Below are 25,859 nucleotides of genomic sequence, written 5' to 3' on the forward strand. Positions count from 1 at the left end.
CATATCCCTCCGGCCGGTCCGCAAAATGCTGCAGCCCTGACTCGAAAACCACACTCAGCGCCAGCTCATGACCATAAGACGTAACATGCGGAAACTGCGAATTCGTAAACGTCACCGGCGTATAATCCATCGGACCGACAACATTTCGGGTAAAAGGCAGCGTACAATTGTGCTCCGGCGCGGCCAGCGTAAAATCCGGACCGTTGTTATACCACTCCGCCCCCCTCACCGCCTCGCAGGTCATCAGGTTCGGATAGGTCCGCGACCATCCCCTCGGCACCAGACAGCCATGGAAATAGACCATCATCTCCGCCTTCGCCGCGTCATCCAGAATATCGAGGTAATACCGGATCATATCCTGCTTCTCACTCTCGAAAAATCCACCTTCACCCCCGCAAAACCCAGCTGCTTCAACTTCCGGAACTCTTCCACACGATTTTCATGCGTCAGCATCCGGTCCCGCGGCGTGGCCGTTACATATGTATGCGGCCCGCCTGAATTATACCAGATCAACGGCCGAACCCCTTTTGACAACGCATACCGCGCCGCATCCTCCATACTACCGCCATTGCCCATCGCATCCCATTCCCAGTCGAACAGCGTATACGGCCAGTTCATCCGCGCCGCCAGATCCGTGAATTCACGCACTACCTTATAGTCCTTCGTACCATGATTATGCGACCAGTAATTCCACGAGGCCACCCCCGGCCGCACCCAGTCTGTCTTCGCCAACACCGACGGCGGCGAAACATCCTCCACCAGCGTCGACGCCACGATATCCCCGAGCCCACCGGCAATGACTACCCGCCACGGCGACTGCCACGGCAGCCGGATGGTCGGCGCCGAAGCCCCGAGCCCCCTGCCATCCCACTGGTCCGGGTAACTGATTTTATACACACTCCCATCCGCAATATTGCTCAGCTTCGAACCACAATAGCCGCCGTCCAAACCAGCCTCGTGTATCAAAAACCATTTATCACTGCCCGGAATGTTGAACAGCGCCGGGATCCCCCACTGCTGCCGGACACTGTCGTCCTTCATTCCCCTGTACAATCCCTCGTTCGCAGGATTCCACTTCTCCAGCCAGCGGGCAGTACCCGGAGCGATCGTATAGGCCGTCATCTCTTCTTTGACGACAAGAGAATCCTTCCCGTCCGGGAATCGGTACCGGAAAGCCAGCCCGTCGTCATAGGCCCGTACAACCAGCTCCATCCGCGAATGCTGCCCGTTCTCGAAAAGTACGACAACTTCATTCCCTCTGTTACTGCAATGCGTTCGCTTCCCGTGTACCACCGTGTATTGCTCCGCGATCGGCAAAGACTTCCCCGCCCTGACAAACCGCAGATCCTTCCAGAACTCCTGGTCGCTGCGCACCAGCCCCGGGGAGATCCGCGGGATCAGCCCCGGCATTTCCAGCCACCACTCCCCCCGGTCCCCACTCCCCGCACAATACAACCCCGCTACGATCCGCTGATTCGGCGATTCCACCCGCACTTTCTGGCCAAAAACAAAATAACCGGTCAGCAAAAGACAACAGCCAAATACAAATCTCGATTTCATAACAACGATTACTTGGATAAAAATGTGTAGGTCACGCCCGCCTTCGTAGAAATATCATAGACCAGCGTCGCCCTCATCTCCGGGGCGGTCAGCTTCGCTTCACCCGCGATAACTGGCGCAGGCGTCGCCTCCGTCCGATAAAATGGATTGGGATTCTCCCCCGAAGCCGGCTTCAGCACGCTCCCACTCAGCTCAAGCGCATTCGGCACACGCAGCCTTAAATTCCCTCCAAGTCTGGACATAACAACTACCTTAACCAGTCGTCCCTCCTTCCATTCCATATCCGTGACCTCGAATCCCCCACGGGCCCTCAGACCGCGGATACTCCCCGCCGGCCAGGCGTCCGGCAAGGCAGGCAACAGCGACAGCGCCCCATCCGCGCTCTGCATGAACATCTCCGTGATCCCGGATGTACAGCCAAAATTGCCGTCGATCTGGAATGGCGGGTGCGCGTCGAACAGGTTGGTATACGTACCCCCGCCCTCGGGATTTACCCCCAACGGCGACAGCTGCGTCTGTATCAGTTTATACGCGTGGTTCCCGTCCAGCATCCGCGCCCACCAGTTCACCTTCCAACCCATGCTCCAGCCCGTGGAGACGTCACCGCGCTGCAACAGCGTATTCTTCGCAGCCGCATACAGCTCGGGCGTCCGGTATGGAGATATCTGATTGGAAGGGAACAATCCATACAAATGAGAGATATGCCGGTGATGGTCGTTCGGATCATCCACATCCTCCAGCCATTCCTGCAGCTGACCATGCCTGCCGATATGCATCGGCGGCAACTTGTCGCGGAGCATTCCCAGCGTATCGATAAAGGCGTCGTGACGGTGCAGAATATCCGCCGCGCGGATCACCGTACTGAATATATCGAATACCATCTGGTTGTCCATCGTCGTTCCCGCATCGAGAGAAGAACCGCCGTGCGCCCGCGGAGCATTCTCCGGCGAAGTACCCGGATTGATCACCTTCCAGTGGTTCCTCGGGTCCTCGACGAGATCGTCCACATAGAACATCGCCGCACCCCGCATGACCGGGAATACCGAGGCCAGATAAGCCTTATCCCCATTATAGAGATAGTGCTCCCACAAATGCTGGCTCGTCCAGGCGCCGCCATCGCTCCAGATCCCCCAGAAGACCCCATCCACCGGACCCGTACTCCGCCAGATATCCGTATTGTGGTGCGCCATCCAGCCACGCGCTCCGTACATAACCCTTGCCGTTTGCTCTCCGGTCACCGAAAGTTCCTTCACCATCTGAAGAAAAGGCTCGTGTATCTCCGCAAGATTGGTCTTCTCGGCAGGCCAGTAGTTCATCTCGGCGTTGATGTTCAACGTATACTTGCTATCCCACGGCGGAAACAACTTGTCATTCCAGATCCCCTGCAGGTTCGCCGGCTGTCCGCCCGGCTGGGAGGAAGAGATCAGCAGATAGCGGCCGTATTGATAATACAGCGTCGCGAAAGAAGGATCGTTCACATTCCTGAAATTCCGAAGCCGCTCGTCCGTAGGCAGGCTGTCGTTCTCCGAAGAACCCAGGTCCAGCTGCACCCGGTCGAAATACTTGCGGAAAGCGGCCTCATGCGACTTTTCAATACCGGCCCATTCTTTCGGCCAGGCCCTGGCGAGAAACCCCTCCGCCCCGACATGCGCGTCCCCGCCCAGCTCGTGATAGTTGATAAAATTCGTGGCGATCGAAATATAGATCGTCGCGGCCCGCGCGCCGCTCACCACAAGCGACGTATCCGTACTCGTCACAGTTCCCCCTTCGGCTCGTATCTTCGTTATTCCCTCGTATTTCACCATCCCCTTAACGGTCTCATGGTCCATCGTCGTCCCCGCGATCACCAGTTCTTTAGCGCCATTGGTCGACCGCGACGCATTCTTCTCCGGTGTCGTGTAGAACGCACTGAAAGAAAGCGCCCCCGGCCGGCTCGCCGTGAGCCGCACAACAACCACCCGGTCCGGCAAAGACGCCAGCACCTGACGGGTATACCGCACCCCGCCAACCATATACGAAGTAGTGGCGACCCCGCGGCGAATATCCAGTTCCCGACGGTAGTCGCTAAACTGCTCGTGTCCATCGAACGCCAGCCGCAGGCTGCCCACCGGCTCGAACATCTGCCCGCTGGACTTGCTGAACTTTACCGTCTGCTCCAGATACTTCTGGGCTTCGGCCTGCTTGCCCTCAAAGATCAGCCGCCTCGCCTCCGGCAGCGCCGTCAGCATCTCCGGATAATCATTCCTGTTCGGACTACCGCTCCAGACCGTCCCTTCATTGAGCTGGATATTCTCCAGTTCCACATTTCCATAGACCATCGCACCGAGCCGGCCATTGCCGACCGGCAGCGCATTCTCCCAGCGGCTTCCCGCGGGCTGTCGGTACCAGAGCTTAAGTTCCTTTTCCTGTTGAGCATTGGCAATCGTTGTCATGCCCAGCAATGCCGCGCATAAGATCTCTTTCATTGATATTTAATAATAGTTATTGAATCGTATATATCCCGGTCTCCCGACTGCCATAGGATCGAAATTGATCAGGTCCCGCTCTCGCAGCGCCTGCCAGAACTCCCACGGCAACTGCATCGCCGCCATGTCCAGATTCTCCTTTACCCTGTCCGGATTCGACGACTGCAGCGCAATGCTGCATACGCCGGGTACATACAGCGCGAACTGGACACAGGCCGCCGCGGGCATCACACCGAACTCGTCACAAACTGCGAAGAACTCATCCCGCCAGCGAAACAGCCGGTCGGCCACAGGATCGCCCCGGCGCATCAGTTTGTAATCAAAATAATCCGATCCGACCAGAAACCCCGAATTGAACACCGCCGAATTGATCACCCTGACGCCCCTGTCGGCAAGCTCTTTTATCAGATAAGCCAGCTCCCAGGGATGGCTTTTCAGCGTCATACTGTTGGCGAACATCACCCAGTCCAATGGAACATCCCGCACAAGACGTTTGATCACCCTCCAGTCCTTCGCCCCGACGCCGATAGCCGCGACCCTTCCCTGCCGTTTCAGATCGAACAACGCCTCATATGCGTCGAGTATATCCTCATATCGCCTGGTCTGCTCCTCACCGTTGTCTCCCGCCGCTGCCAGATATTCATCCGGGTCGTGTACCGACACCATCTGCGGAATATACCCCCCAATAGCTCATTCCCCTGTTCGAAACACTCCATCATTCCGTCATACCCGATCTTCTGGACCGCGTCGTACTTCAGGTCCTTCCAGACCCCCGGCTCGAACGTCGGCTCCTTTCCGGCCAGAGGAATACGCAGCCACCCGAGCTTGTTGCTGATCACGACATTACCGGGCGCGATACCGAGCTTTTTCAATGCACGCCCAAGCGACTCCAGCGCCAGCCCGGCCCCATATTTCCCGGCCGAGTCAAAAATTACCCGCTCTTCCGATTGCCGGATACAGGCTTCCACGATCCTCGTTTTGACGTCCTCATCAAGGGCGACATATAAATTTCCAAGTCCGCTGGTCCCAAATACTACTGGCGGTAATTTTAATTCCATAGTCTCTGTACTTACGTTTATTCAATTGAATCAATACTGTCAACATTTTTTATGTACTTTCAACATTATTTCAATGTTGAAAACGTCACGATGAAAAGCCAGAAACGAGCGACAATCTACGACCTCGCCAAAGAACTTGGGATCTCGCCTTCCTATGTTTCTAAAGCCCTCAATAACCACCCGTCCGTCAGCGACGCCATGTGCCGGAAAGTAAAAGAAAAGGCAGTCCAGCTAAATTATAAACACAATTCTCGCGCGGCAAACCTTCGCCGCGGCCAGTCGAAGACCATCGGCGTCGTCGTACCCCATATCAACCAAAGCTTCTTCTCGGATGCCATTTCCGGCATTGAAGAGGTCTGCGTCGCCTATGACCACAGCCTCGTCATCTGCCAGTCCCACGAATCCTTTGACAAAGAAGGCAGAGCCATCGAGACCCTCATACACCAGAACGTCGACTGCATTCTCATTTCCAATGCCGAAGAGACGACCAGTCCCGACCACCTCAATCAGATCCGAAAGAACCATATTCCCGTTATCCAGTTCGACCGCTGCCTCGACGGTTTCGATAGCTTTAAGGTCGTCAACGACAACCGGGCAGTCACCAGCGAAGCCGTCAAAACCCTCATCAGCGAAGGATACCGCAATATCGCCTTCCTTGGCGGCCCCTCAAGGGTCACAACCTTCCTCGAAAGAAAAGAAGGCTTCGTCGCCGCCATCACCGAGGCCAACCTGCCAATCCCCTACAATTTTATCGTCGACAACGTCCTTAGTCGCGAACGGGCCAAACAGGCCGCGCTTCCACTCCTCAAACTCCCCCACCGCCCGGACGCTATATTTACCGTCTCCGACTACCAGTCCCTCGGCGTCATGGACGCCGCTGCCATGCTCGGCATCAGCATTCCGTCCGAACTCGGCGTCTTCGGATTTGCCGACGAGACTTTTTCTCAGCTCGTATCCCCCTCTCTGTCGACCATCGACCAGCACAGTATCCAGCTTGGACGAAAAGCCGCCGAACTCTATTTCCAGCGCATCTGGCAACAGGAAGCAACTCCATCTACAGAGACCATCGTCATCGCCTCCGATATCCGCATCCGGCAAAGCTCGCGCCGGCACTAGCCATCCAACGATGCAAATAACGGCAAAACAAAGAGGAAAGGCCAATGGAAATTGGCCTACACTTTATTCGACTGCTAGTATATGACACACTTTAACTGCATATACCCAAATTATTGCCAACCCGGCGACTGCGAAACATCCTTGTCCCTCTTGATCTCCGCCCGCTCGACCGGCAGCAGATTCATCGCACTGGTATAAGGTATCTTCTGCAGCCAGGTCACCGGAGTATACGTCGTCACACCCGTCTGAAGGTTCTTGATGATCTTCATACCCCGCAATGGCCGGTTCTCGATATCCCCCGCGATCATCCAGCGCCGTTCGTCGAAGAACCGATGGCCTTCGAAAGCCAGCTCGATCCTCCGCTCGTTATACAGCCGGTCCCTCAGCGCCGCACCCGTATAACTGACGGGAATAGGCGGCATCCCTACCCGCGCCCGCACCATTCCGATATACTGCCGGCAGACATCCTCATGCCCCAGATTGAACTGCGCCTCCGCATAATTCAGGTATATTTCGGCAAGGCGGAAGTACGGCCAGGGGTCGTATAAAAGGTCGACCAGTTCAACGGCCCATTGTCCGGCATGAACTTCTTAAGTATGTAACCACCCTCCGGATTGTCACTGCTCTGTTTGTAAGAATCGAACCCCCAGCTGTTGCCGTCCGATGCGATCCACTGGAAACAGGTATCCCCATGATAAACGCCCGAATCACAAAGAACCGTCGCCATGAATCGCGGATCCCTGTTCCAATAGGGATGCTGCGGGTCATAACCCGAGGCGGGATTCGCCTGCTGCGTCGCCGCCGCCATCGCCCCGGGACCACCGCCCGTCCACTTGAAAGGAGGCTCACCCGTCGTCGCCATATCGTAGTCGTCGACCAGATTCTGCGAAGGCCCATTGCTGGCCCACCACCCGCCATAGGCGCCATACCGGCGCCCTAAATTGTGCATCGGGTACTGGGTGCCGGTAGCCGTTGAGAACTGGCGTGAAAAAATATATTCGTTCTCCGGGCTGCCGCTCGGCTGGTTGAACAGCGTTCGGTAGTCCGAATACAGCGAATAACCCCTGTTCAGCAGCGAATCCGCCGCATCGGACGCTGCCTGCCATTTCGCCATATCATTGTTCGTGTTGAACAACGGCGAAGCCGCATACAAGGTCACCCTCGACCACAGCGCCAGACAGGCGTCCTGCGTCGCACGGCCGAAATTCGGGTCCGTCGCATTATACCGCTGCGGTAACAGACTCTTCGCCTGGTCCAGGTCCTTTTTGATAAAAGCTACGCATTCGTCGAAAGTACTCCGCTTGAAATCGGCGCTATCGCCCAGTGTATAGGACTTATCCACCAGCGGCACGCCGCCGTATCGCTCGATCAGATTGAAATACATAAAGGCTCTCAGGAAATGCACCTCTCCGGTCAGCTGCTGCTTGTTGGCAAAACTGATAGAACCCGTCGCCGCCATCTTTTCGAGGAAAAGGTTCGCCTCCCGGATAAATTGATATCCCTGCGTCCAGTAATACATATAACCTCCCCAGAAATCGCCGCTGTTCGCCTGGGTGATATTGTCCGGGTTATAGGTATTCTGCGCGAAGATATTCGCGCCGCAGCAAGGCGCCGTATTGATCGCCTCGTCGGCATACTTCGAATACATATGCAGGTAAAACCCGTGCGGAACCCCATTGTATAGATTGTTCTCATACGCGGCAACGAGGTTCGGGTCCGTCCACACGGCATTCTCCGATATCCTGTCCTGCGGCGGTATATCCAGTACATTCCTCCGGCACCCCATCAGGCCGCCGGTAATGATCACTATGGCAAATAATTTTTTCATAATGCTTGAGATTTTTAGAACTTGACAGTACATCCGAAATTGATGATCCGCTGTGGCGGATAGGCAGTTGAATTGCCGCTCAGCTCAGGATCCTCCCAGCTTGATGGACTTTGCCCAGGTGAGGATATTGAAACCGCTCACATAGAACCTTACGTCGCTGAAGGTCCTGGTACGGGCGACCACATTTCGCGGAAGGCTGTAGCCGATCTCCGCCGTCTTCAGCCGGATGAAGGTGGCATCCTTCATGTAGAAACTCGTCACCCCGGAGTCCATTCGCCCGAACGGGGAAGATTTCCGTTCGGATTGCTCACCGACCAGCGGCCATCCGCCCTGGCGACCATCGCATTGGAAAAATCGGTGTTTCCAAGGTTCGCATATACCTGATCGTAATTATACACCTTCGTCTGCCCATAGAAGAAAATATTCAGGTCCCACGACTTATAGCGCATAATATAGGTGAGGCCAAAAGTCTCCATCGGAACATTCGAATAGTCGAACCTGAACTGGTCATTCGCCGTTATCTGCTGGCCCCCGCTAAGATTCGCGAGCTTCTGATCCCCCACCTGCGAGCCGCTGCCCGCCTGATTCGCATTCTTCGTCAGGTCGGCCTGGTCCTTGAATATCCCGGCACTCTTATAGATCAGCTGCGATCCGATCGGGTGGCCCGTAGCATTCTGCCAGGGCTCTGACTGCGGCACCTCATCCATATAGACGATCTTGCTCCTCGCATAGTTGAAGTTCGCCGAGACGGTGTAGGACCAGTCCCTGAACGTCTGCCGGTGTGTCAGCGCCAGCTCGTAACCTCCGACGTTGACCTTCCCGATATTCTCGGTGGGCAGACTGGGATAGCCATAGATATTGCTGACGGAAAGATTAGGCTTCACCAGTATCCTTGACCGGTGCTCCAGGAAATAGGTCGCGTCGATCCCCAGCAACCCGTTCCACAAATTGGCCACAAGACCGAAATCGGTCTTCTTGCTCACCTCCCAGGTGATATCCGCATTGGGTACAGTGTTCGGATAGATACCCGAGACATCGTTCTGCCCGAACACATAGTTACTGCCAAAAGAATACGCCTGCAGGAACTGGTAAGGCGCCACCCGGTCATTTCCCAGCTCGCCGTGCGACGCGCGCAGCTTCAGATAGCTCACCCACGGAAGGTTATGCATGAACTTCTCCTCCGACATCACCCATCCGGCGGAACCACCCGGGAAAAAGCCAAAACGCTTGCCGGCCGGGAATATCTGAGAGCCATTGTCCCTGAACGAGAACTCCAGCAGATACTTTCCCCCGAAATCATAGTTCAGACGACCGAAATAATTATTGTATGCCGCCGTAGAATCGACGCCGCCGACCATCTGGTCGGCCGCAGCCGTGCTGCCCACGTTCAACTCCGGAAGAGCCGTACTCACAAAATTCTTTCTGCCGGCCATGGCATACGACTTGGTGACATACTGCTGCTCAGCACCGACCAGGGCCGTAACATGGTGACCGCCAAAGCTCCGGTCATAGGTCAGCCGGGCATTCTGACAACTGGTTCGTCCACTTGGTATAGGTGTCATTCAGCTGGATAGCCGTGTTCTGCAGCAGCTTGTCGTATCCACCCGTATTCACGTTGTACGAATAAAAATACGCCGGTATCTGCCACAGCTTCTCGAACTGATTGGCGAAATCATAGTTATAGGACACATCCACCCGCAACCCCTTCACGAACGGCACGCGATAGGTCCCGGTAAACGTAGAGTAAATGCTGCTGTTGCTGATCTTGTCGAAACCCTGCTGGTCCAGCAGCAGCGGATTCTGATTCAGACGGCCCGGCGCTATCAGGCCATTGGGATATACCGCGGCCAGCGTCGGGTTGGCCTGCAGGATATTGACAAAGGTGACGCCCGAGCCCGAAGTGCCCGTTATGGACGAATACCTGCCATCCGTAAAAATGCCGGAAATATTCGCACCCACCGTCAGGTTCTTCGTCAGATCCGCATCCAGCTTGATCCGCACATTATACTGGTGATAGTCGTCCGGATTATGCCGGAAGTCTCCATCCTGCGTCGTCGAACCGAAGGACAGCAGGTACCGGACCGCATCCGACCCGCCGCTCGCCTGCAGTCCGATCTTCTGGACGTGCGAAGACTTAAGCACCCTTTTCACCCAGTCCGTATTGGGATAGTTGATAGGATCGGAACCATTTTTGAATTTCTGTATCGCCGAATCCGAATAAAAAGGCGTGAAATTCGCAGGCCGGCCCTCCCGGTAGAACAGACCTTCATTGTATACCTGCGCATACGTAGCCGCATCCAGCATCTTCGGGATCTTCGTCACATTTTGAATGCCATAGTTATAGCTGAAATTAAAAACCGTTTTCCCCTTCTTCCCCGATTTCGTCGTCACCAGAATGACCCCATTGGCCGCCCGCGCCCCATAGATGGCCGCAGACGCATCCTTCAGCACCGAAATGGTCTCGATATCGTCCGGATCGAGACGGGTCATCTGGCTGCGCTCCACGCCGTCGATAATGATCAGCGGGGACGCATTCCCCAGCGTGGCCAGACCACGGACAAGAATGCTCGGATCGTCCTTGCCCGGTTCACCAATGCTCTGGGTCACCACCAGCCCCGGCAGCTTGCCCGCCAGCGAAGCGCCGACATTGGGAGAAGGGCTCACGGCCACCTCCGACCCCGCTACCTGCGAGATAGACCCGGTCAGCGTAGCCCTCTTCTGCACGCCATATCCCACCACAATGACCTCACCGCCTAGCCGGGCAGCCTGCTTCAAATTCACAACCATGAATTTCGAATCGGCGCGAATCTCCTCGGCCCCATAGCCCACAAAACTCACCACCAGCGTCGCCCCCTTCGGAACATTGATCGAGAAGCGGCCCTCCGGACCACTCTGGACAGCATCCCGCCCCCCTTCACCTGCACGGTGGCCCCAACGATCGCCGAGTCGCCGGCAATCACCTTCCCGGTCACCGTCATCCGATCCTGCGCATGACCAGCCACCGAAAAAAAGACCAGCATTGCAATAAAAAAGGAAATTTTGCGAAATAAGGAAATTGAGCGCAGCTTCTGCCACCACGGGTGGCGCTGCGGGGAATTGAAGATATTCCCCAATGGCAAAAATCGTTTCATTAAGCAGCTTTTTTTAGTGTGAGATGAAATTTAATTCCACAACAAAAAAGAATGAAAAGCGCAATCGTCACCTCCGGCCGGCCTGACGCGTCAACCATCAGCATCCATCCACCGTTTGTAGAAATTTCAATCGATTGAATTTCGCAAGCCAAAAACACCCCTTCCAGAGGTCGGCGACGACCAATGGCCACATAATTTATTAAACATTGTAACAACCGGAGGGGCGGATCCAGCTAAATCGCGCGAGATTCTGAATTGTCGACTCTACAATATCAAATGTAAAAGGTTTTTTTTTAAAATTCAATCGATTGCAAAAAATATTTTTAAAACGACTCCGCAGCTATTTCGCAGTTCGTAGTTTTTTGTTCGGCCCAATTTTCCTAATTATGCCACCGAAACATTCAATCGGTTTCGCATAGCAAAGCATACAAACATGAACGCCGGAATATATTCGATCGCCATCCTCGCCACCGCCTGCGTCATCATCCGCCCCTTCAGGCTGCCCGAAGCCGTCTTCGCCGTTGCCGGGGCCCCGGCCCTCGTCGTCTTTCATTTTATTTCTCCCGGCACCGCCTGGAAAGGAGTACTCAAAGGCGCGGACGTCTATCTTTTTCTGACAGGCATGATGCTCCTCGCCGAAACCGCCCGCGAAGAAAAGGTCTTCGACTGGCTCGCAGCCCACGCCACCCGCTATGCCGCCGGATCACCCCGCCGGCTATTCGGCCTCGTATACACCGTTGGCATCATCGTCACCGCCTTCCTCTCCAACGACGCCACCGCCGTCGTCCTCACTCCCGCCGTCGCCGCCGCCGCCGCAACCGCCCGGATCAAACAACCCCTCCCTTTTCTCTTCATCTGCGCCTTCATCGCCAACGCCGCGTCTTTCCTGTTGCCCATCTCCAATCCCGCAAACCTGGTGTTCTACAGTAGCCACATGCCCCCGCTGCTCCACTGGCTTTCCCTCTACCTGCTTCCATCCCCCGGTCTCGATCGCACTTACCTACCTCGCCCTCTATCTCACCCAGAAAAAACACCTGCGGCAAACCATGGCCACCGATATCGACCTGCCGGCCCTAACCCCGGCCGGACGCCTCACCATCAGGGGCCTCCTCGCCACCACCCTGGTCCTGCTCGCGGCATCCGCCCCGGACCAGCCCCTCGGACTACCCACCGCTGTCGCCGGCATCCTTACCACCGCACTCATTCTGATCAGGGAAAAACGAACACCACGGGTCATCCTCCGCCAGGTCAGCTGGTCCGTGCTGCCCCTCGTCGCCGGACTATTCGTTATCGTCGAAGCCCTCAACCAGGCCGGCGTAATCACCATACTCAGCGACCTGCTCCAGTCCGGCTCACAAACATCCACAACGACAACAGCATGGGCGGCAGGCGCGGGTATCGCAATACTCAGCAACCTCGCCAATAACCTCCCCGTCGGCCTCGTCGCAGCCGGCGCCGTCCACAACGCCCCACTACTGACCGAACTGGTCAGGGGAAGCCTCCTCATCGGAGTCGACCTCGGCCCCAATCTTTCCATTACCGGCTCTCTGGCGACCATCCTCTGGCTCACTTCCCTCCGCCGGGAAGGCATCACCGTAAACGCATGGCAATTCCTCAAACTAGGCGCAATCGTCATGTTCCCCGCCCTGATAGCATCCCTGCTCCGCACTCCTACTCTGCACCTGGCTTTAACCCATACGCAGGCCACCAAAGCTCCAGCGCAACCGACCCGCCCCGTCAAAGAAATATATTCGGCAACCGATTGCATAATGCCCGATCTCTCCTATATTTGAATTGTTTATTTGACATTTAATCCCACGCTTCCATCATGAAAAATTTACTTTCCATAGCCGCCATCCTCTGCTTCACCGCCTCCAACGCCCAGACCTCACACCCCCATACCCCACGGCCTGCGCACCACCTCGGACGGGATCACGACCGAGATCACCTGCTACGGCCCCGCCACCATCCGGGTCCTGAAATTTCCCGAAGGCGACACCGCACGCAGACAAAGCCTCTCCGTCATCGAACAACCCTCCGGCCCCGAACCCGCCATCAGATCCGCCAACGGACACCTCATCCTTCAAACACCCGGGATCACCGTCGACCTCGACAACGCGACCGGCAGGCTCCAATTCACAGACCCAACGACCAATACCATACTATTCCGGGAAAAAGAAGAAGGCGCGCAATTCACCGCCAACGAAGACGCCGGCAAACCCAACTATATCGTCCGCCAGGCCTTCCGCCTCGACACCGCCGAAGCCATCTACGGCCTCGGACAGCAACAGAACGGCCATCTGAACCAACGCTTCCAGCGCAACCTCCTCGTCCAGGGCAACACCAAAGTATCTATCCCCTATTTCATGTCCGTCAAAGGCTATGCGCTGTTTTGGGATAACTACTCCCCCACACTGTTCACCGACAACCGCCAGGAGACCTCCTTCGAATCCCAGGTCGGCCGCTGCATAGACTATTATTTCATGCGCGGCGGCAACGCAGACAGCGTCCTCGCCCAAATGCGCGCCCTCACTGGCCAGGCCCCCATGATGCCCCTCTGGACATTCGGATACAACCAGTCCAAAGAACGCTACAAGACCCAGTTCGAACTGCTGGAGGTCGTTAAAAAATATCGCGCACTGAAGATCCCCTCGACGGCATCGTCCAGGACTGGCAGTACTGGGGAAAAGACAGCAACTGGAACGCAATGGCCTTCGACCCCGCCACCTATCCGCGCCCAAAAGAAATGATCGACAGCATTCACAATATGAATGCCCACCTGTTCATCGTAGCCTGGCCCGGCTTCGGCCCCCAAACCCCTCAATACGCCGAGCTCGACGCCAAACACATGCTCCTGCACTTCGCCACATGGCCACCCCGCAGCGGCACCCATCCCTACGACGTTTACAGCCCCACCGCGCGGGACATCTACTGGCGCTATCTTAATAAAGGCATCTTCTCACTCGGCTCCGACGCCTGGTGGCTCGACTCCTCGGAACCCGACCACCTCGACGAAAAGGAAAGCGACTTCGACCTCCCCACCCACCTCGGTTCCTACCGCAGCGTCCGCAACGCCTTCCCCCTCGAACATATCCGCGGCGTCTATGAACACCAGCGCGCCACCACCAACGCCAAACGAGTCTCCATCCTCACCCGCTCGGCCTTCGCCGGTCAGCAGCGCTACGGCGCCAATACATGGAGCGGCGATATCCAGTCCAGCTGGTCCTCCTTCCGCCGGCAGATCCCCGCGGGACTAAATTTTTCCCTCACAGGCATTCCCTACTGGAACACCGACATCGGCGGCTTCTTCGCAGGAGCCTTCACCCACAAAGGCGCCATCGATAACCCCGAATTCCGCGAACTCTACTGCAGATGGCTCGAATTCGGCGCCTTCATGCCCCTCATGCGCTCACACGGCACCGATATACCGCGCGAGATCTATAATTTCGGAAGACCCGGCGACACCGCCTTCGACGCCATCGCCCGCTTCATCCGCCTCCGCTACAGTCTCCTTCCCTATAACTATTCCGTCGCCCACAACGTCACCGCGCACGCGGGCTCCATCATGCGCGCCCTGGTCATGGACTTCCCCACCGATCACAACACGTGGAACAAAGGCGACGAATTCCTCTCCGGCCCCTCCCTCCTGATTACCCCGGTCACATCGATGAGCCAGCGCTCCACCACCGTCTACCTTCCCGCCGGCGCCGCCTGGTACGACCTCTGGTCAGGCACAAAACATCCCGGCGGCAGCAACACAGACATCACCACCCCCTCGATAAAATACCGGTCTTTGTAAAAGCCGGCTCGATAATCCCCGGGGTCCCGCCGTCCAATACGCCGCAGAAAAAAATGGGACGACCTCGAACTCCGCATTTATCCCGGAGCCGACGCCCACTTCACACTGTACGAAGATGAAGGAGACGGCTACAACTATGAAAGCGGCGCATCCACCGAGATCGAACTCACCTGGCACGACGCCACACGCACACTCGACATCAGCGACCGCAAAGGGCTCTTTCCAGGAATGCCGGCCACCCGAAAATTTCGCATAGTCATGGTAGATACAAAAAAGGAGTCGGCGATACCCCATCCACAAGCCCGGACAGGACGATCTCCTACAAAGGCCGATCGATGACGGTTCGCCTGTGATCACAAAGCCTGCGCCCGCGAAAAATAGCTGTTCTGCCGGAAAGTCCTCAACTGGTCCAGCCTGTCCTGCACGTGTGCCGGTCAGGCCTTTTCTTTCATCCCTTTCGCGATCAGCTTTATCAGCCTGCTCCACATCCACTTTTCCAACAATTTTGAATTTCTTTCCTTCCAGCTTGTTGTATTCCTTAAAAAGGCCTCCAGTTCCTCGAAGATATTTTCCGGGATATCCCTGATCGAGCGAAACTTACCAAAGATCGTCGAACACTTGGGCACGGCCAGAAACCGGTCATTCCGAACCATCTTGCCCCCTTTCCATCTGATTGCTCCGCGCAGATCCCTCCGAGTACCCGGCACTTCATCATGATCCCCGGCAGACTATGAAACTCCGAGATCACGATAACATCCAGCGGGTCCCCGTCTTCCCCCTCCGTATTGGGAATAAAACCGAAGTCGTAAGGGAAAACCATTCCTGAAGGCAGGATCTTCTTCAATTTGAAAAATCGCTCCCCCGGCTCGAAGTCATACTTCTGTGCGCTGCCCTTCGGCGTTTCGATCACAACATTTATGTTACTCATTTTTCATAATTTAGTTAGCTCATAAATAATCCCAATGGATATACTTACCACCCTCTTCGGCCACGGCAAAGACCTCAACAGTCTCCAGATGGTTTGCCGGGCCATCGTCACCTTCCTGATGACACTCGTCTTCCTTCGCATCGCCGGCGTCCGGACCTTCGGGAAAAGATCAGCCTTCGACAACGTCATTATCATCATGCTCGGTTCCGTCTTCAGCCGCGTCGTCGTAGGTGCATCTCCCGTCATTCCCACGACCCTCGCCTGTCTGGCTTTCGTTCTTGTTCATTCTCTCCTGGGCCTGGTGGGATATTATAACGACGGGATCGGCCGGCTAATCAAAGGGGAAAAGAAGCTCCTTTATGCCGGCGACAAAGAACAGCAGCGCAATATGCGCATCGCCCAAATCTCCCGGAAAGACCTGCTCGAAGCCGTTAGGCGGGAGCTCCATACAACCGACCTTGCCGGAGTCTCCGAAATCTATCTGGAGCGCTCCGGAGAACTCAGCATCATCAAAAAGTCGTAAAAAGCACAGTCGTCACCTTCGCGTCTGCAAATTGTATTCCAGCCACATCGGAAACTATAGCATGGCTTCAATCGAAGGCGATAACGTCGGGCTACCCGGAACGTTTGGGAATGTGGAAAAACCGCTACGTATTACGTTCGATTCATGGTCAGATCGGCAGCTCTACCGGGTGGCATGCTTTTGTTGATCACCTTAAATAAAGAACTCATCAACCAACCGAATACTTATTCATCTATAAATTTAAATTGTATGCAAAAGACACATACCACAACCAAACAAGCCACGGGCATCCGCCATTCCGGAAAGGCGCGCGCCAACGCCCCCATTCAGGATTCACAACTCAAAGAGTTCTTCGTCGATGAATTGAAAGATATCTATTGGGCCGAGCAAAAACTGGTAAAAACTCTACCCAAATTGCAAAAAGCAGCCACTTCTGAAGAATTGCAGACAGCCTTCGAAAGTCACCTCGAAGAAACAAAAACCCATGTACAGCGCCTGGAACAAGCATTCCAGCTTATCGGTGAAAAGGCAGTTGCCAAAAATGCGACGCGATGGAAGGAATTACGGAAGAAGGCAGCTCTGTGATCGGGGACACCGAAGAAGGCACAGCTACCCGTGACGTGGGACTTGTTATGGCAGGTCAAAAAGCAGAACACTACGAAATCGCTACCTACGGAGGGCTCATCCAGATCGCTTATACACTGGGCCACGACGATATCGCAGAATTACTGGAGCAGACACTGGAAGAAGAAAAGGCGGCCGATCAAAAATTGACAGAGATCGCCGAAACTGGCATCAACTTCCAGGCATCCGGAGAATCCAGAAATGAATAGTATCACCTGCAAACTGAAAGATCGTCACAAGGGACCATTTGGTCCCTTTCTTCATCCGTGCCAGGTATGATTTTTTAAGTATATGGAATTACATCAAACTCTTAACTATGTTCTATCACGTAAAAGATTTACAGTTCAACGCACGGGTTTCCCGTCCCGATCCGGCTTTTGCAACCTTATTGCTCGAACAGTTCGGGGGAGCGAACGGAGAATTAGCCGCCGCTCTGCGCTATTTCGGACAAGCATTTGGCGCTAAACAACCCTTCCCAGACAAATATGACCTGCTGATGGACATCGCCACCGAAGAATTTAGTCACCTTGAAATTGTCGGCGCTACCATTCAGATGCTGTTAAAAGGAATAAACGGCGATCTCAAGAATGCTGCAGACAACTCGGAGATCATGAAACTCCTGAATGGGAAAGCCGGCAAGGAAGAGGTTATCCACCAGGGCATGACCGCGCCACAGTTTTTAGTGGGCAGCGCCGGCGGACCCGCCTACACCAATAGTCAGGGCGTTCCCTGGACCGCGGCCTATATCAATGGCGACTGTCAGGGTGATCTCAGTGCCGACCTGCGAAGCGACATTGCCGCGGAGACCCGCGCCAAGATGACCTATGAATACCTACTGCAGTTTACAGACGATCCCTATGTCAAAGAAACGCTTCGTTTTTTAATGACGCGTGAGGTCGCCCACTATCAAATGTTTGAAGCCGCCCTATCCACTATACAACCCAACTTCCCGCCGGGCGTCCTGCAGGCCGATCCACGTTTCAGCAATGTCTACTTCAACATGAGCAGCGGGAACGACTTTTCCGGACCATGGAATGAAGGGAAATCGACCCAGCTGGGGAGGAATTTCAATATATTGAAGATCCTATTGAATACATCATGCAAACCAACGGGCTCCTTGAACATGAGGTAGCAGGTACGGACCGGACCGTAGAGGCTGTCGCACAGATAGACCGGCAGGTAAGCAAGATCAAAAGCAGTGAAATCGCTAACGCCTTCCAGGACGGGCCCCAGCAATGGAGCGAAACTGCCGCAAAGGCCAAAAAAGGGGAAGAGACGGAAAAAAGATCGAATGGAAGAAAAAAACCAGCCGGACCAGCCGCAAGTAAAGTTTTGACAGCCGGTGCAGCCGGTTGGGAGATAACAGTCTATACCGATCCGCTTTGCTGTTGGACATGGGCTATGCGAACTGCCTGGCAGACTTTCCTGCAACAGTATGCGATACAAAACGTCCGCTATAAAATGGCCGGCCTTCTGCCTTCCTGGCGTCATTTCTCGGACCATCGGAACGCTATATCCCGGCCCATACAAATGGGACCCGAATGGATGCACGCCCGTGTCTTATCAGGTGCTGTCCTTGATGATACGATATGGATAAATGATCCGCCGGCATCTTCCTATCCGGCCTGTATTGCGGTAAAAGCAGCGGGCCTGCAGGGGGCAGCCTGTGCGGACGAATATTTCTTTCTCGCTCAGCAAGCCGTTATGACCAGCCGCCGGAACATCGCCCGGATGCCCGTTCTACTGGCTCTGGGGAAAAAACTGTCGGCCTCCAATAATGCATTCAGTCTGAATACATTTGCCGCTGACCTGACAGGCAGCAGGGCAAAAGAACTTTTTCGGAAAGATATGACGGACTGGAGGTCCGCCGGACTCAACCGGCTTCCCGCCATTGTCTTTCGAAATTCCAACGGTAAGGCCTACAGTCTGACAGGGTTTCAGACACTCGGGAGTCTACACCAATTCGCCTGTTTAACTGGAAGCCAGCAGGCAGACCCGCCGTGACATATGTTCGTACCACTAGTCAGCAACTATCCTTCCTTCAACTTTAACTTCCGCCAGCCTCACACCCACAGGAGTCCCCCACCGCACCCTCACCTCCTTGCCCACAACACCCGCCATCTCCGATCACCTTGCTCTTCTCCTCCCCGCTTCCCTCAAACACCTTTCTCCAACCCTCCTTGCCACCCACCTCGACGACATACCCCGCACCACCCGCAGTAGAAAATTCGATGTAAATACGATTTACTTTCACCTGCTTTTCCATATCCACCGACCACCAAACGACGCTGTCCCCGCCCGACGGCTGCCAATAGCTGCGAACATCCCCGTCAGCCGCAAGCCCCGAAGAATGGCCTTCCGCCGCACTGCTCGAAAAAGTCGGATTGTTCCGGCCAAAAGTCCTCAGGACAGTATCCGCCTGCGCAGCCACATACCGGACATATGGTCTCCCCGCCGCCAAAGGCGTTACCCCGGCTACATAGGCCACAGGCCCCACAAAATCGACATCTAAAAACCCCGGCCGAAGCCCCGGACTACTCACCCGGATTCGCGACCTGCCGGAATACCAGGCCCGGCACTCGATCGCCGCCTGCCCGTCCAGTATCGAAATATCGCTCCCCGGCGCAAACTCTATACTGCGCCCCGTCGGCAGCTCGCCCGGCCCCGACTCGACCTCCATCCGCACCGGCGGACTGTTGCTGATAGCCACGCCCCGTGCATCCACCACGGTCACCACCAGCCGAATATCATCTGTTCCGTCAGCGAAAGCCCGGGACTTGTCCGCAGTCAGCCGCAGCCCCGACGCAACCCCCGCCACCGGCCAGACAGGCGGCGGTATATGCCTGTAGTGATCCCTATACCAGTACCACGATCGCTTGGGCAGCCGGAAATAATCGACAAGCCCCATCTCCCCCATCTGCGGACCGGCTATCGACCCATGATCGAAACCACACCAGATCGCCTGACCAGCCCTCCAGGGATATACTTCCCTGCCGCTGTCACGCGCCAGATCGCCCCAGTTCGGAACATACTCTCCCGGCCGCTTCGTCACCAGGTTGCCATATTCCGTCACGACATTCGGAACACCCGGATTATGGAACAACGGGATCGCACTGCCGTCACCGTTATATCCGGCCATATCACCCAAAAGATCGATTCGATTGCTGTCCAGCGGACGCTGAGCGCCTCCGATCGCCGCAGGCCGCGTAGGATCACACCCATGCGCAATCCCCACCAGTTTCTTCAACAGCTCCCTCGTTTGACGGATCGTCGACCAGGCCGTAAAGAACGGCTCATTGGACATGCTCCACACGATCACACACGGATGGTTCCGCTGAATACGGATCATCTCCCGCAGCTCGCGCCCTACACACTCCTCGAAAGGCGCCCGATCCGCCTCGACCGTAGGATACGCACTGGCGGTCCAGTAGCCCTCAGGCGTGTTGTCGGCTGCCCCGATGCCCCAAAAAGTATTCTCCGACCAGACAACCATTCCCAGACTGTCGCACGCATCATAAAAAGCCGGATCATGCGGATAGTGGGAACCCCGGATAAAATTGAAACCAGCCTCCTTCATCATCCGCACATCCCGGTAAAACCCCGCATTCGTGACAGCATCTCCCCACCCCGCATGATCCTGGTGCACGTTCGCGCCAAGCAGATAAAAATGCTTTCCGTTCAGAAAGAACCCGCTGTCCGCCGTCCACCGGATCGACCGGATACCAAATGCTGTAGTATATTCGTCAACCTTCCTGCCCCCGACCCACAGCTCCGTAGTGGCGCGGTAACGATAAGGACGATCCGGCGACCACAAACGCGGCGCCCCCTGCAACGCACCCGACTGATCGATCGCTCCCGTCTCACCCCGCCCAAACCGCCGCGAACCGTCCCACCGGGCAACAACAGCGCCCCGCGCATCCCGCACCATCGTACGGGCCTCCACACTGCAGGCGGAATCCAGCCCGTTGATCACCTGCGTTTGAACCGCCACGACAGCACGCTCCGCCGAGACCTCCGGCGTGGTGACAAAGCTGCCGCACCAGTCGACATGAACAGGCGCCGTAGCCACGAGGTATACATCTCTGTAAATGCCACCCGAAAAAACATGCTCACCGGCCCTCGGCGCAATACGAGGATTCCAAAAATTGTTCAGCCGGACCGCCACCACATTGTCACCAGATCTTATCACTCCCGTAATATCCAGCGAAAAACCCGTATACCCTCCCTGATGCCGCCCCACCGATATCCCATTTACAAACACCTCCGCATCCTGGAATGCCGCCTCGAACTCAAGACTCCACAACCTTCCACGCCAGTCCGCCGGGATAGCAAAATGCTTTCTGTACCATCCCCAGCCCGTATAGAACTGCGAAGCCGCGAAATATGGCGTGCTGAACGAGTGCGGCAACCCGACCCGCTCCCATCCCCCATCGTCATAGCCCGCCACCTCAGCGCCGCGTTGATCCCCCAGCCGGAACCTCCAGTACTTGTTGAAATTCATTCGCTGCCGCAGCGACTGCCCCTGACCATACAGCCCGCCGAAAAAAACAATGCGATAGCCATTCCCAGCCAGCGACCCGAATGCTTCATTTTACCAAAATTTTTACTTTCTGAAAAATAGTACGGGACGAATTGCCCAGCTGCAGAATGTATTCACCCGCCTCCGCATTCCACGCCTTTCTCGAATCATCATAAAAAGCCAGATCAGCGACTTTCACCCGAACCTCAACCGTCTTCGTCTCCCCAGGCTGCAAGAACACCTTTTCAAAAGCCTTCAGCTCCTTTTCCGGACGCAACACAGAACATACCGGATCGCTCGCATACAGCTGCACCACTTCCCCGCCATATACTTCACCCGTATTTTTGACGTCGAACCGCGCCCGGATAGTCTCATCCTTTCCATAGCTGGATTTATCCGTGGAAAACCGACTGACAGCGAACCGAGTGTATGACAACCCATAACCAAAGGGGAATTGCGGCTGAATCTTCTTCGTATCGAACCACCTGTACCCCACCAAAATATCTTCTTCATAGTTCACTTTCAAACCCCTTCCCGGATAATTACCCAACGCATGCGCAGGCGATTGCGCCAGCGATACCGGCAGCGTAAAGGGCAGCTTACCCGATGGATTTACCTTGCCGCTCAGCAGATCCGCCACCGCATTCCCCGCTTCCATGCCCCCATACCATGCCCATAAAATGGACGGCGCCCGGTCAACGATACCGGCCAGTTCCACCGGCGATCCCGCAACAATAACCACTACCGTATTGGGATTCGCTTTGGCGACCTCCTGGATCAGCACCTGCTGCCCATAGGGTAATGCCATATCCCGCTTATCCGAAGACTCCGTGTCGAAATCATGGTTCAATCCCCCGAAAACAATAGCTACGTCGGCCTGTTTCGCCGCGTTCACCGCCTCATCGATCAGCTTCCAGTCCAGCCGCTTTTCATAACCCTGCGCGTAACTGATTTTTACCCTGTCACCCCACTTCTGTCGCAGCGCCTCCAACGGCGTTATCTCATACAAGGCCTTGATCTCCGAACTAAGCCCGCCGCCGCAATGCCTGCGCGTGGCATTGTCTCCGATGACCGCGACCCGTCTTATCTTATCCAAATGCAGCGGCAGCAGGTTCCCATTATTTTGCAACAGCACAGCCGCTTCCGCAGCCGAGTTATACGCAGCCCGCTGATGCTCCGGCGTATTCATCTTTCCTTTTACCCGCTGGCCTTCCCCCAGCACCTTTGTCTGAAACATTACCCGCAGGACATTCGCCACCTTTTCGTCGACCGCCGGTACCGGCACCTTCCCCTCTTCCACCGCCCTGACCAACGGATTGGCGAAATACCATTCGTTATAATCTTTTATATCCGTACCCATTTCCAGGTCGAGGCCGGCCAAAGCCGCCTTCACCGTCGAATGCGCAGCGCCCCAGTCGGTCATCAGCACACCTTTGAAACCAAATTCCTTGCGAAGTATCTGCCGGCCAAGCCAGTCATTCTCGGAACACCAGTCGCCCCGGTATCGGTTGTACGCAGCCATCACCGTATACGCGCCGCCTTCCATCACGGCAGCCTTGAATCCCGGCAGGTAGATCTCCCGCAACGCCCTCTCGCTCATGTACACGTCAATAGAATCCCGATGCTCCTCCTGGTTGTTGGCCAGCCAGTGCTTCACGCTGACGGCCACATCTTTGGACTGCAACGCCCTGATATACGGAACGGCCATCTTTGAGATCAGCAACGGGTCCTCGCTCAGATACTCAAAATTTCGTCCGCACAGCGGCGAACGGATAATATTGATTCCGGGTCCCAGCAAAACATCCTTGTTGCGGCACCGGGCCTCTTCACCCAGTACAAGCCCCCGCTCGTAAGCCAGACGGGGATTCCACGTAGCCGCAAGCGCCGTACCCGGCGGGAAACAGGTCGCCGAATCATTTGTCCATCCGGCATATCCCCAGTCGTCCCGGTCGATCTCCGCCCGAACCCCATGCGGCCCGTCACTCAGCGCCCACTCCGGAATACCCAGCCGCTTGATCCCGCCTACATAGAATTTGGAATTGGCATGCAGCAGGCTCACTTTTTCCTGCAGCGTCATCTTCCCGACCAACGCACGGATCCTTTCTTCCCGGCTATCGACCCCTGTTACATTTTGCGCATTGACCACACCCGCCGTCATCAGCAGGAAGAACAATATAAACTGGTTTTTCATTTTTCTGATTTTTTATTCGCTCCAAACCAACACCCCGGCTGGCTTCAGCGTCTTCTCTCCAATTAAGATCTTTCCCTGCTCGGGAACCTTCATCGTATAATTTTCCGACGAATAATTAACGGCCACAAAAAATCCATCCCGCCAGTAGACATATACCCCCTTCGGGTACTCCTCCGTCGCAGCCCCGGCTTTGTCATATATTTTTCGCAGGATATCTTTTTCCAGACGGGCGTCATCCGTATTCACGCCGATATACGTAACAGAACCCTTACCGGTCTTTCGCGTTACCACAGCAGGCGTGCCGCTATAGAACTGGTTGCTATACGTCGCCAGCACCTCCGTATTCTTCTCCGGCGCCAGCAGATCGCCCCAGGTATTCCAGCCGTATCTGGTTGATCCCATCAAAACCTCGCCTTTAGCGCTGTTCGTAGGCATATCGGTTGCTTTGACATGCGCCCCGATCAGCCCGGAGATAGGCGCCGCTATTTCCGCCTCGGGAAAATGTCCCATACGATCCTTCGTCGCCGTCCGGCAGGTGACGACCAGATGCCCTCCGGCCGCGGCGTAGTCGCTCCATTTCTGCACCAGCGCCGCATCGGCCATCTCATATGCCGGAACGATCACGACTTTATATTTCGACAGATCGGCCGTTTCCGGGACCACATCCACCGGTGCCCCGAATGATCTGCCTATTTCAAGGAATTTTACCGGGTAGTTCCACACATCCCACTGCTGGTTGTTCTTCTGCCTGTCGATGGTCCAGTAATTTTCGAGGTTCCAAACGATCGCAGTCGACCGCGCAGTCAGCTGTTCCGGCATCCTGGCGCCCGGCTTATACTGCCGGCGCAGCTCCTTTATTTCCTTTATGAATTGCATATACTCCTCGCCGCCCTGCGAAGGCGTCACACCGTCTGTTCGTATTACACCCGAATGATACTGTTCGGCGCCGTAAAGGATCTGCCTGAACCGGTACGAACAGGCAAGCCTGCCGCCCGCTCCCAGGTTGTGATACAGCCACATTCGCAGCGCCCCGGGCAACAGAAGTGGGCTCGAGCTGCCCCAATTCACCTGACCCGGCTGAATTTCCATTACCCCGGTGGCGCCTCCGACAGACTTATAATATTCGGATGCAAAAAGGATAAGCCTGCTATTGCCAAGCCGGAGTCCGGGTTCGCCCAGATTATCTCCCCCTCCATTGGGATAGGCGGTATACGTCGCAAAATCCAGCTTCTTTGCCCGCCTCGGATCGGCGCCCGTAGACACCGCCAAATAATTCGTGGTGATATACTGAGCCTTCGATATGCTGTTCCGCAGAATACCCGCCTCGAAGTCCAAAAATTCTGCCTGCGCATCGGCGGAATATCTTTTAAAGTCGAGCAGCGCATGAGGATTATTCCCCCACCAGTTCACGAGGTTCGTGTTGGGAATAATGACCTGGTCGAAATTACTGTACCACTGGCTCCAGAATGCCGTCCCCCAGGCCACATTCAGGGTATCGATGGTCTTGTATTTGTTTTTTAACCATTGCCTGAAGGCCTCCTGAGAAGACGGGCTGTAATCCGGCTTGGCATCGGGCTCGTTGTCGAGCTGCCATCCGATCACATTCCTATCCTGCCCGTAACGCCTGGCCATTTCGCTCACGATCCTTTCCACAAATCTCCGGTAGACCGGATTGACGATCGACCCCAGCCCGCGCGTCCCATGCTCGCCGCGAACATAATGACCATCCATTATAAACGTCTCGGGATAGTTAGTCCGCATCCACGCAGGGGTGGTGGCCGACGGCGTACACAAAAGCACCTTCACCTTATACTTCGCACACAGGCCCACCAGCTTTGTCGAGCCATGTAAAATCGAACCTCCCCTCTTCGGGCTCCATCCTGAACCAGGCAAATTCTGCAAGATGCACGAACTCAAAGCCCATGTCCGCAATCTTTTTTATATCCCGCTCCCACTGACTTTCACGCCAGTGCTCAGGATAATAATAGATGCCCGTCGTCACCAGATCCCTATCCGGAAAATAGTTCCTGATATCCTGAGCTTTCGCGGATAGTCCTAAAATTACCAGTAAAGACAGGGCTGCCAACTTTCTTATTCTGATCTTTGCCATATCGAAA

At 55.5% G+C, this 25,859-nt stretch carries 21 protein-coding genes and 4 pseudogenes; 10 read left to right on the forward strand and 15 right to left on the reverse strand.

Features of this window, described 5'->3' with window-relative positions; translation table 11 throughout:
- Positions 1-16: 16 nt before the first annotated feature.
- The 4 genes and pseudogenes from ACQ86N_RS28295 to ACQ86N_RS28310 all read right to left on the reverse strand — a co-directional run.
- Positions 17-1,560, reverse strand: a pseudogene (locus ACQ86N_RS28295) (glycoside hydrolase family 97 catalytic domain-containing protein); the annotation flags it as partial.
- 8 nt (positions 1,561-1,568) lie between these two features.
- Positions 1,569-4,025 (reverse strand): glycoside hydrolase family 95 protein, encoded by a 2,457-nt coding sequence (locus ACQ86N_RS28300; protein ID WP_431209975.1) that lies wholly within the window; start codon positions 4,023-4,025, stop codon positions 1,569-1,571.
- Between the two features lie 6 nt (positions 4,026-4,031).
- Positions 4,032-4,691, reverse strand: coding sequence for an aldo/keto reductase (locus ACQ86N_RS28305; RefSeq protein ID WP_431209976.1), 660 nt, complete (start codon positions 4,689-4,691; stop codon positions 4,032-4,034).
- Complete coding sequence (locus ACQ86N_RS28310; RefSeq protein ID WP_431209977.1) at positions 4,577-5,083, reverse strand: aldo/keto reductase; 507 nt, start codon at positions 5,081-5,083, stop codon at positions 4,577-4,579. Before ACQ86N_RS28310 ends, ACQ86N_RS28305 begins: the two co-directional genes overlap by 115 nt.
- A 90-nt stretch (positions 5,084-5,173) precedes the next feature.
- Here ACQ86N_RS28310 and ACQ86N_RS28315 point away from each other — a divergent pair, with 90 nt between their 5' ends.
- A complete protein-coding gene (locus ACQ86N_RS28315) occupies positions 5,174-6,199 on the forward strand; it encodes a LacI family DNA-binding transcriptional regulator (protein WP_431209978.1) in 1,026 nt (341 codons plus the stop codon).
- 110 nt (positions 6,200-6,309) lie between these two features.
- Here the strand turns inward: ACQ86N_RS28315 and ACQ86N_RS28320 are convergent, their stop codons facing one another.
- The 6 genes from ACQ86N_RS28320 to ACQ86N_RS28345 all read right to left on the reverse strand — a co-directional run bounded on the left by ACQ86N_RS28320 (position 6,310) and on the right by ACQ86N_RS28345 (position 11,047).
- The gene (locus ACQ86N_RS28320; RefSeq protein WP_431217633.1) at positions 6,310-6,759 is read right to left on the reverse strand and encodes a RagB/SusD family nutrient uptake outer membrane protein; all 450 of its coding nucleotides are present in this window, start codon (positions 6,757-6,759) and stop codon (positions 6,310-6,312) included.
- Positions 6,702-8,027, reverse strand: coding sequence for a RagB/SusD family nutrient uptake outer membrane protein (locus ACQ86N_RS28325; protein WP_431209979.1), 1,326 nt, complete (start codon positions 8,025-8,027; stop codon positions 6,702-6,704). The genes ACQ86N_RS28320 and ACQ86N_RS28325 overlap by 58 nt, the downstream gene beginning before the upstream one ends.
- Positions 8,028-8,111: 84 nt before the next feature.
- Entirely contained in the window at positions 8,112-8,288 is a 177-nt protein-coding gene (locus ACQ86N_RS28330; RefSeq protein ID WP_431209980.1) for a hypothetical protein, read from the reverse strand.
- Positions 8,285-9,589: a hypothetical protein gene (locus ACQ86N_RS28335; RefSeq protein WP_431209981.1), complete on the reverse strand. Its 1,305-nt coding sequence runs from the start codon at positions 9,587-9,589 to the stop codon at positions 8,285-8,287. The genes ACQ86N_RS28330 and ACQ86N_RS28335 overlap by 4 nt, the downstream gene beginning before the upstream one ends.
- A complete protein-coding gene (locus ACQ86N_RS28340) occupies positions 9,534-10,868 on the reverse strand; it encodes a TonB-dependent receptor plug domain-containing protein (RefSeq protein ID WP_431209982.1) in 1,335 nt (444 codons plus the stop codon). Before ACQ86N_RS28340 ends, ACQ86N_RS28335 begins: the two co-directional genes overlap by 56 nt.
- On the reverse strand, positions 10,862-11,047 hold the full coding sequence (locus ACQ86N_RS28345; protein WP_431209983.1) for a hypothetical protein: 186 nt from the start codon (positions 11,045-11,047) through the stop codon (positions 10,862-10,864). Before ACQ86N_RS28345 ends, ACQ86N_RS28340 begins: the two co-directional genes overlap by 7 nt.
- Positions 11,048-11,591: 544 nt before the next feature.
- On the opposite strand from ACQ86N_RS28345, the pseudogene ACQ86N_RS28350 reads away from it, so the two are divergent.
- From ACQ86N_RS28350 to ACQ86N_RS28370, 5 genes and pseudogenes are all read left to right on the forward strand, one after another.
- Positions 11,592-12,056 (forward strand): annotated as a pseudogene (locus ACQ86N_RS28350) (SLC13 family permease); the annotation flags it as partial.
- 148 nt (positions 12,057-12,204) lie between these two features.
- Positions 12,205-12,951 carry an ArsB/NhaD family transporter gene (locus ACQ86N_RS28355; RefSeq protein ID WP_431209984.1) on the forward strand — a complete coding sequence of 249 codons (747 nt, stop codon included), beginning with the start codon at positions 12,205-12,207 and terminating at the stop codon, positions 12,949-12,951.
- A 183-nt stretch (positions 12,952-13,134) separates the two neighbouring features.
- Positions 13,135-14,627 (forward strand): annotated as a pseudogene (locus ACQ86N_RS28360) (glycoside hydrolase family 31 protein); the annotation flags it as partial.
- Positions 14,628-14,723: 96 nt separating this feature from the next.
- A complete protein-coding gene (locus ACQ86N_RS28365; protein ID WP_431217634.1) occupies positions 14,724-14,957 on the forward strand; it encodes a hypothetical protein in 234 nt (77 codons plus the stop codon).
- 75 nt (positions 14,958-15,032) lie between these two features.
- Positions 15,033-15,296, forward strand: a complete 264-nt coding sequence (locus tag ACQ86N_RS28370) for a DUF5110 domain-containing protein (protein WP_431217635.1) — start codon at positions 15,033-15,035, stop codon at positions 15,294-15,296.
- A 199-nt stretch (positions 15,297-15,495) separates the two neighbouring features.
- Here the strand turns inward: ACQ86N_RS28370 and ACQ86N_RS28375 are convergent, their stop codons facing one another.
- Complete coding sequence (locus ACQ86N_RS28375) at positions 15,496-15,885, reverse strand: inorganic diphosphatase (protein ID WP_431209985.1); 390 nt, start codon at positions 15,883-15,885, stop codon at positions 15,496-15,498.
- 34 nt (positions 15,886-15,919) lie between these two features.
- Between ACQ86N_RS28375 and ACQ86N_RS28380 the strand changes: the two genes are divergently transcribed.
- From ACQ86N_RS28380 to ACQ86N_RS28395, 4 genes and pseudogenes are all read left to right on the forward strand, one after another.
- Entirely contained in the window at positions 15,920-16,408 is a 489-nt protein-coding gene (locus tag ACQ86N_RS28380; RefSeq protein ID WP_431209986.1) for a DUF421 domain-containing protein, read from the forward strand.
- A gap of 249 nt (positions 16,409-16,657) precedes the next feature.
- Positions 16,658-17,241, forward strand: a pseudogene (locus ACQ86N_RS28385) (ferritin-like domain-containing protein).
- A 107-nt stretch (positions 17,242-17,348) separates the two neighbouring features.
- Positions 17,349-18,164 carry a manganese catalase family protein gene (locus ACQ86N_RS28390; RefSeq protein WP_431209987.1) on the forward strand — a complete coding sequence of 272 codons (816 nt, stop codon included), beginning with the start codon at positions 17,349-17,351 and terminating at the stop codon, positions 18,162-18,164.
- Positions 18,131-19,036, forward strand: a complete 906-nt coding sequence (locus ACQ86N_RS28395) for a DsbA family oxidoreductase (protein ID WP_431209988.1) — start codon at positions 18,131-18,133, stop codon at positions 19,034-19,036. The genes ACQ86N_RS28390 and ACQ86N_RS28395 overlap by 34 nt, the downstream gene beginning before the upstream one ends.
- Positions 19,037-19,079: 43 nt before the next feature.
- Here the strand turns inward: ACQ86N_RS28395 and ACQ86N_RS28400 are convergent, their stop codons facing one another.
- The 4 genes from ACQ86N_RS28400 to ACQ86N_RS28415 all read right to left on the reverse strand — a co-directional run bounded on the left by ACQ86N_RS28400 (position 19,080) and on the right by ACQ86N_RS28415 (position 25,852).
- The gene (locus ACQ86N_RS28400) at positions 19,080-21,533 is read right to left on the reverse strand and encodes a glycoside hydrolase family 2 TIM barrel-domain containing protein (protein ID WP_431209989.1); all 2,454 of its coding nucleotides are present in this window, start codon (positions 21,531-21,533) and stop codon (positions 19,080-19,082) included.
- 85 nt (positions 21,534-21,618) lie between these two features.
- Entirely contained in the window at positions 21,619-23,742 is a 2,124-nt protein-coding gene (locus ACQ86N_RS28405) for a glycoside hydrolase family 3 C-terminal domain-containing protein (RefSeq protein ID WP_431209990.1), read from the reverse strand.
- Positions 23,743-23,754: 12 nt separating this feature from the next.
- Positions 23,755-25,572 carry a beta-galactosidase gene (locus tag ACQ86N_RS28410; protein ID WP_431209991.1) on the reverse strand — a complete coding sequence of 606 codons (1,818 nt, stop codon included), beginning with the start codon at positions 25,570-25,572 and terminating at the stop codon, positions 23,755-23,757.
- On the reverse strand, positions 25,550-25,852 hold the full coding sequence (locus tag ACQ86N_RS28415; protein WP_431209992.1) for a beta-galactosidase: 303 nt from the start codon (positions 25,850-25,852) through the stop codon (positions 25,550-25,552). Before ACQ86N_RS28415 ends, ACQ86N_RS28410 begins: the two co-directional genes overlap by 23 nt.
- Positions 25,853-25,859: the final 7 nt, after the last annotated feature.

It is taken from the genome of Puia sp. P3, assembly GCF_050632245.1.
In the GTDB taxonomy this organism is placed as follows: Bacteria; Bacteroidota; Bacteroidia; order Chitinophagales; family Chitinophagaceae; genus Puia.

Excerpts from the sequence above, each read along its gene's own strand:
- ACQ86N_RS28375 (WP_431209985.1), bottom strand. The coding sequence starts at position 15,885 with ATGAGTAACATAAATGTTGTGATCGAAACGCCGAAGGGCAGCGCACAG.
- ACQ86N_RS28405 (WP_431209990.1), bottom strand. The coding sequence starts at position 23,742 with ATGAAAAACCAGTTTATATTGTTCTTCCTGCTGATGACGGCGGGTGTG.
- ACQ86N_RS28315 (WP_431209978.1), top strand. The coding sequence starts at position 5,174 with ATGAAAAGCCAGAAACGAGCGACAATCTACGACCTCGCCAAAGAACTT.
- ACQ86N_RS28300 (WP_431209975.1), bottom strand. The coding sequence starts at position 4,025 with ATGAAAGAGATCTTATGCGCGGCATTGCTGGGCATGACAACGATTGCC.
- ACQ86N_RS28345 (WP_431209983.1), bottom strand. The coding sequence starts at position 11,047 with ATGCTGGTCTTTTTTTCGGTGGCTGGTCATGCGCAGGATCGGATGACG.
- ACQ86N_RS28305 (WP_431209976.1), bottom strand. The coding sequence starts at position 4,691 with ATGGTGTCGGTACACGACCCGGATGAATATCTGGCAGCGGCGGGAGAC.
- ACQ86N_RS28365 (WP_431217634.1), top strand. The coding sequence starts at position 14,724 with ATGCGCGCCCTGGTCATGGACTTCCCCACCGATCACAACACGTGGAAC.
- ACQ86N_RS28325 (WP_431209979.1), bottom strand. The coding sequence starts at position 8,027 with ATGAAAAAATTATTTGCCATAGTGATCATTACCGGCGGCCTGATGGGG.
- ACQ86N_RS28400 (WP_431209989.1), bottom strand. The coding sequence starts at position 21,533 with ATGAATTTCAACAAGTACTGGAGGTTCCGGCTGGGGGATCAACGCGGC.
- ACQ86N_RS28335 (WP_431209981.1), bottom strand. The coding sequence starts at position 9,589 with ATGACACCTATACCAAGTGGACGAACCAGTTGTCAGAATGCCCGGCTG.
- ACQ86N_RS28355 (WP_431209984.1), top strand. The coding sequence starts at position 12,205 with ATGGCCACCGATATCGACCTGCCGGCCCTAACCCCGGCCGGACGCCTC.
- ACQ86N_RS28415 (WP_431209992.1), bottom strand. The coding sequence starts at position 25,852 with ATGGCAAAGATCAGAATAAGAAAGTTGGCAGCCCTGTCTTTACTGGTA.
- ACQ86N_RS28380 (WP_431209986.1), top strand. The coding sequence starts at position 15,920 with ATGGATATACTTACCACCCTCTTCGGCCACGGCAAAGACCTCAACAGT.
- ACQ86N_RS28310 (WP_431209977.1), bottom strand. The coding sequence starts at position 5,083 with ATGGAATTAAAATTACCGCCAGTAGTATTTGGGACCAGCGGACTTGGA.
- ACQ86N_RS28395 (WP_431209988.1), top strand. The coding sequence starts at position 18,131 with ATGCAAACCAACGGGCTCCTTGAACATGAGGTAGCAGGTACGGACCGG.
- ACQ86N_RS28390 (WP_431209987.1), top strand. The coding sequence starts at position 17,349 with ATGTTCTATCACGTAAAAGATTTACAGTTCAACGCACGGGTTTCCCGT.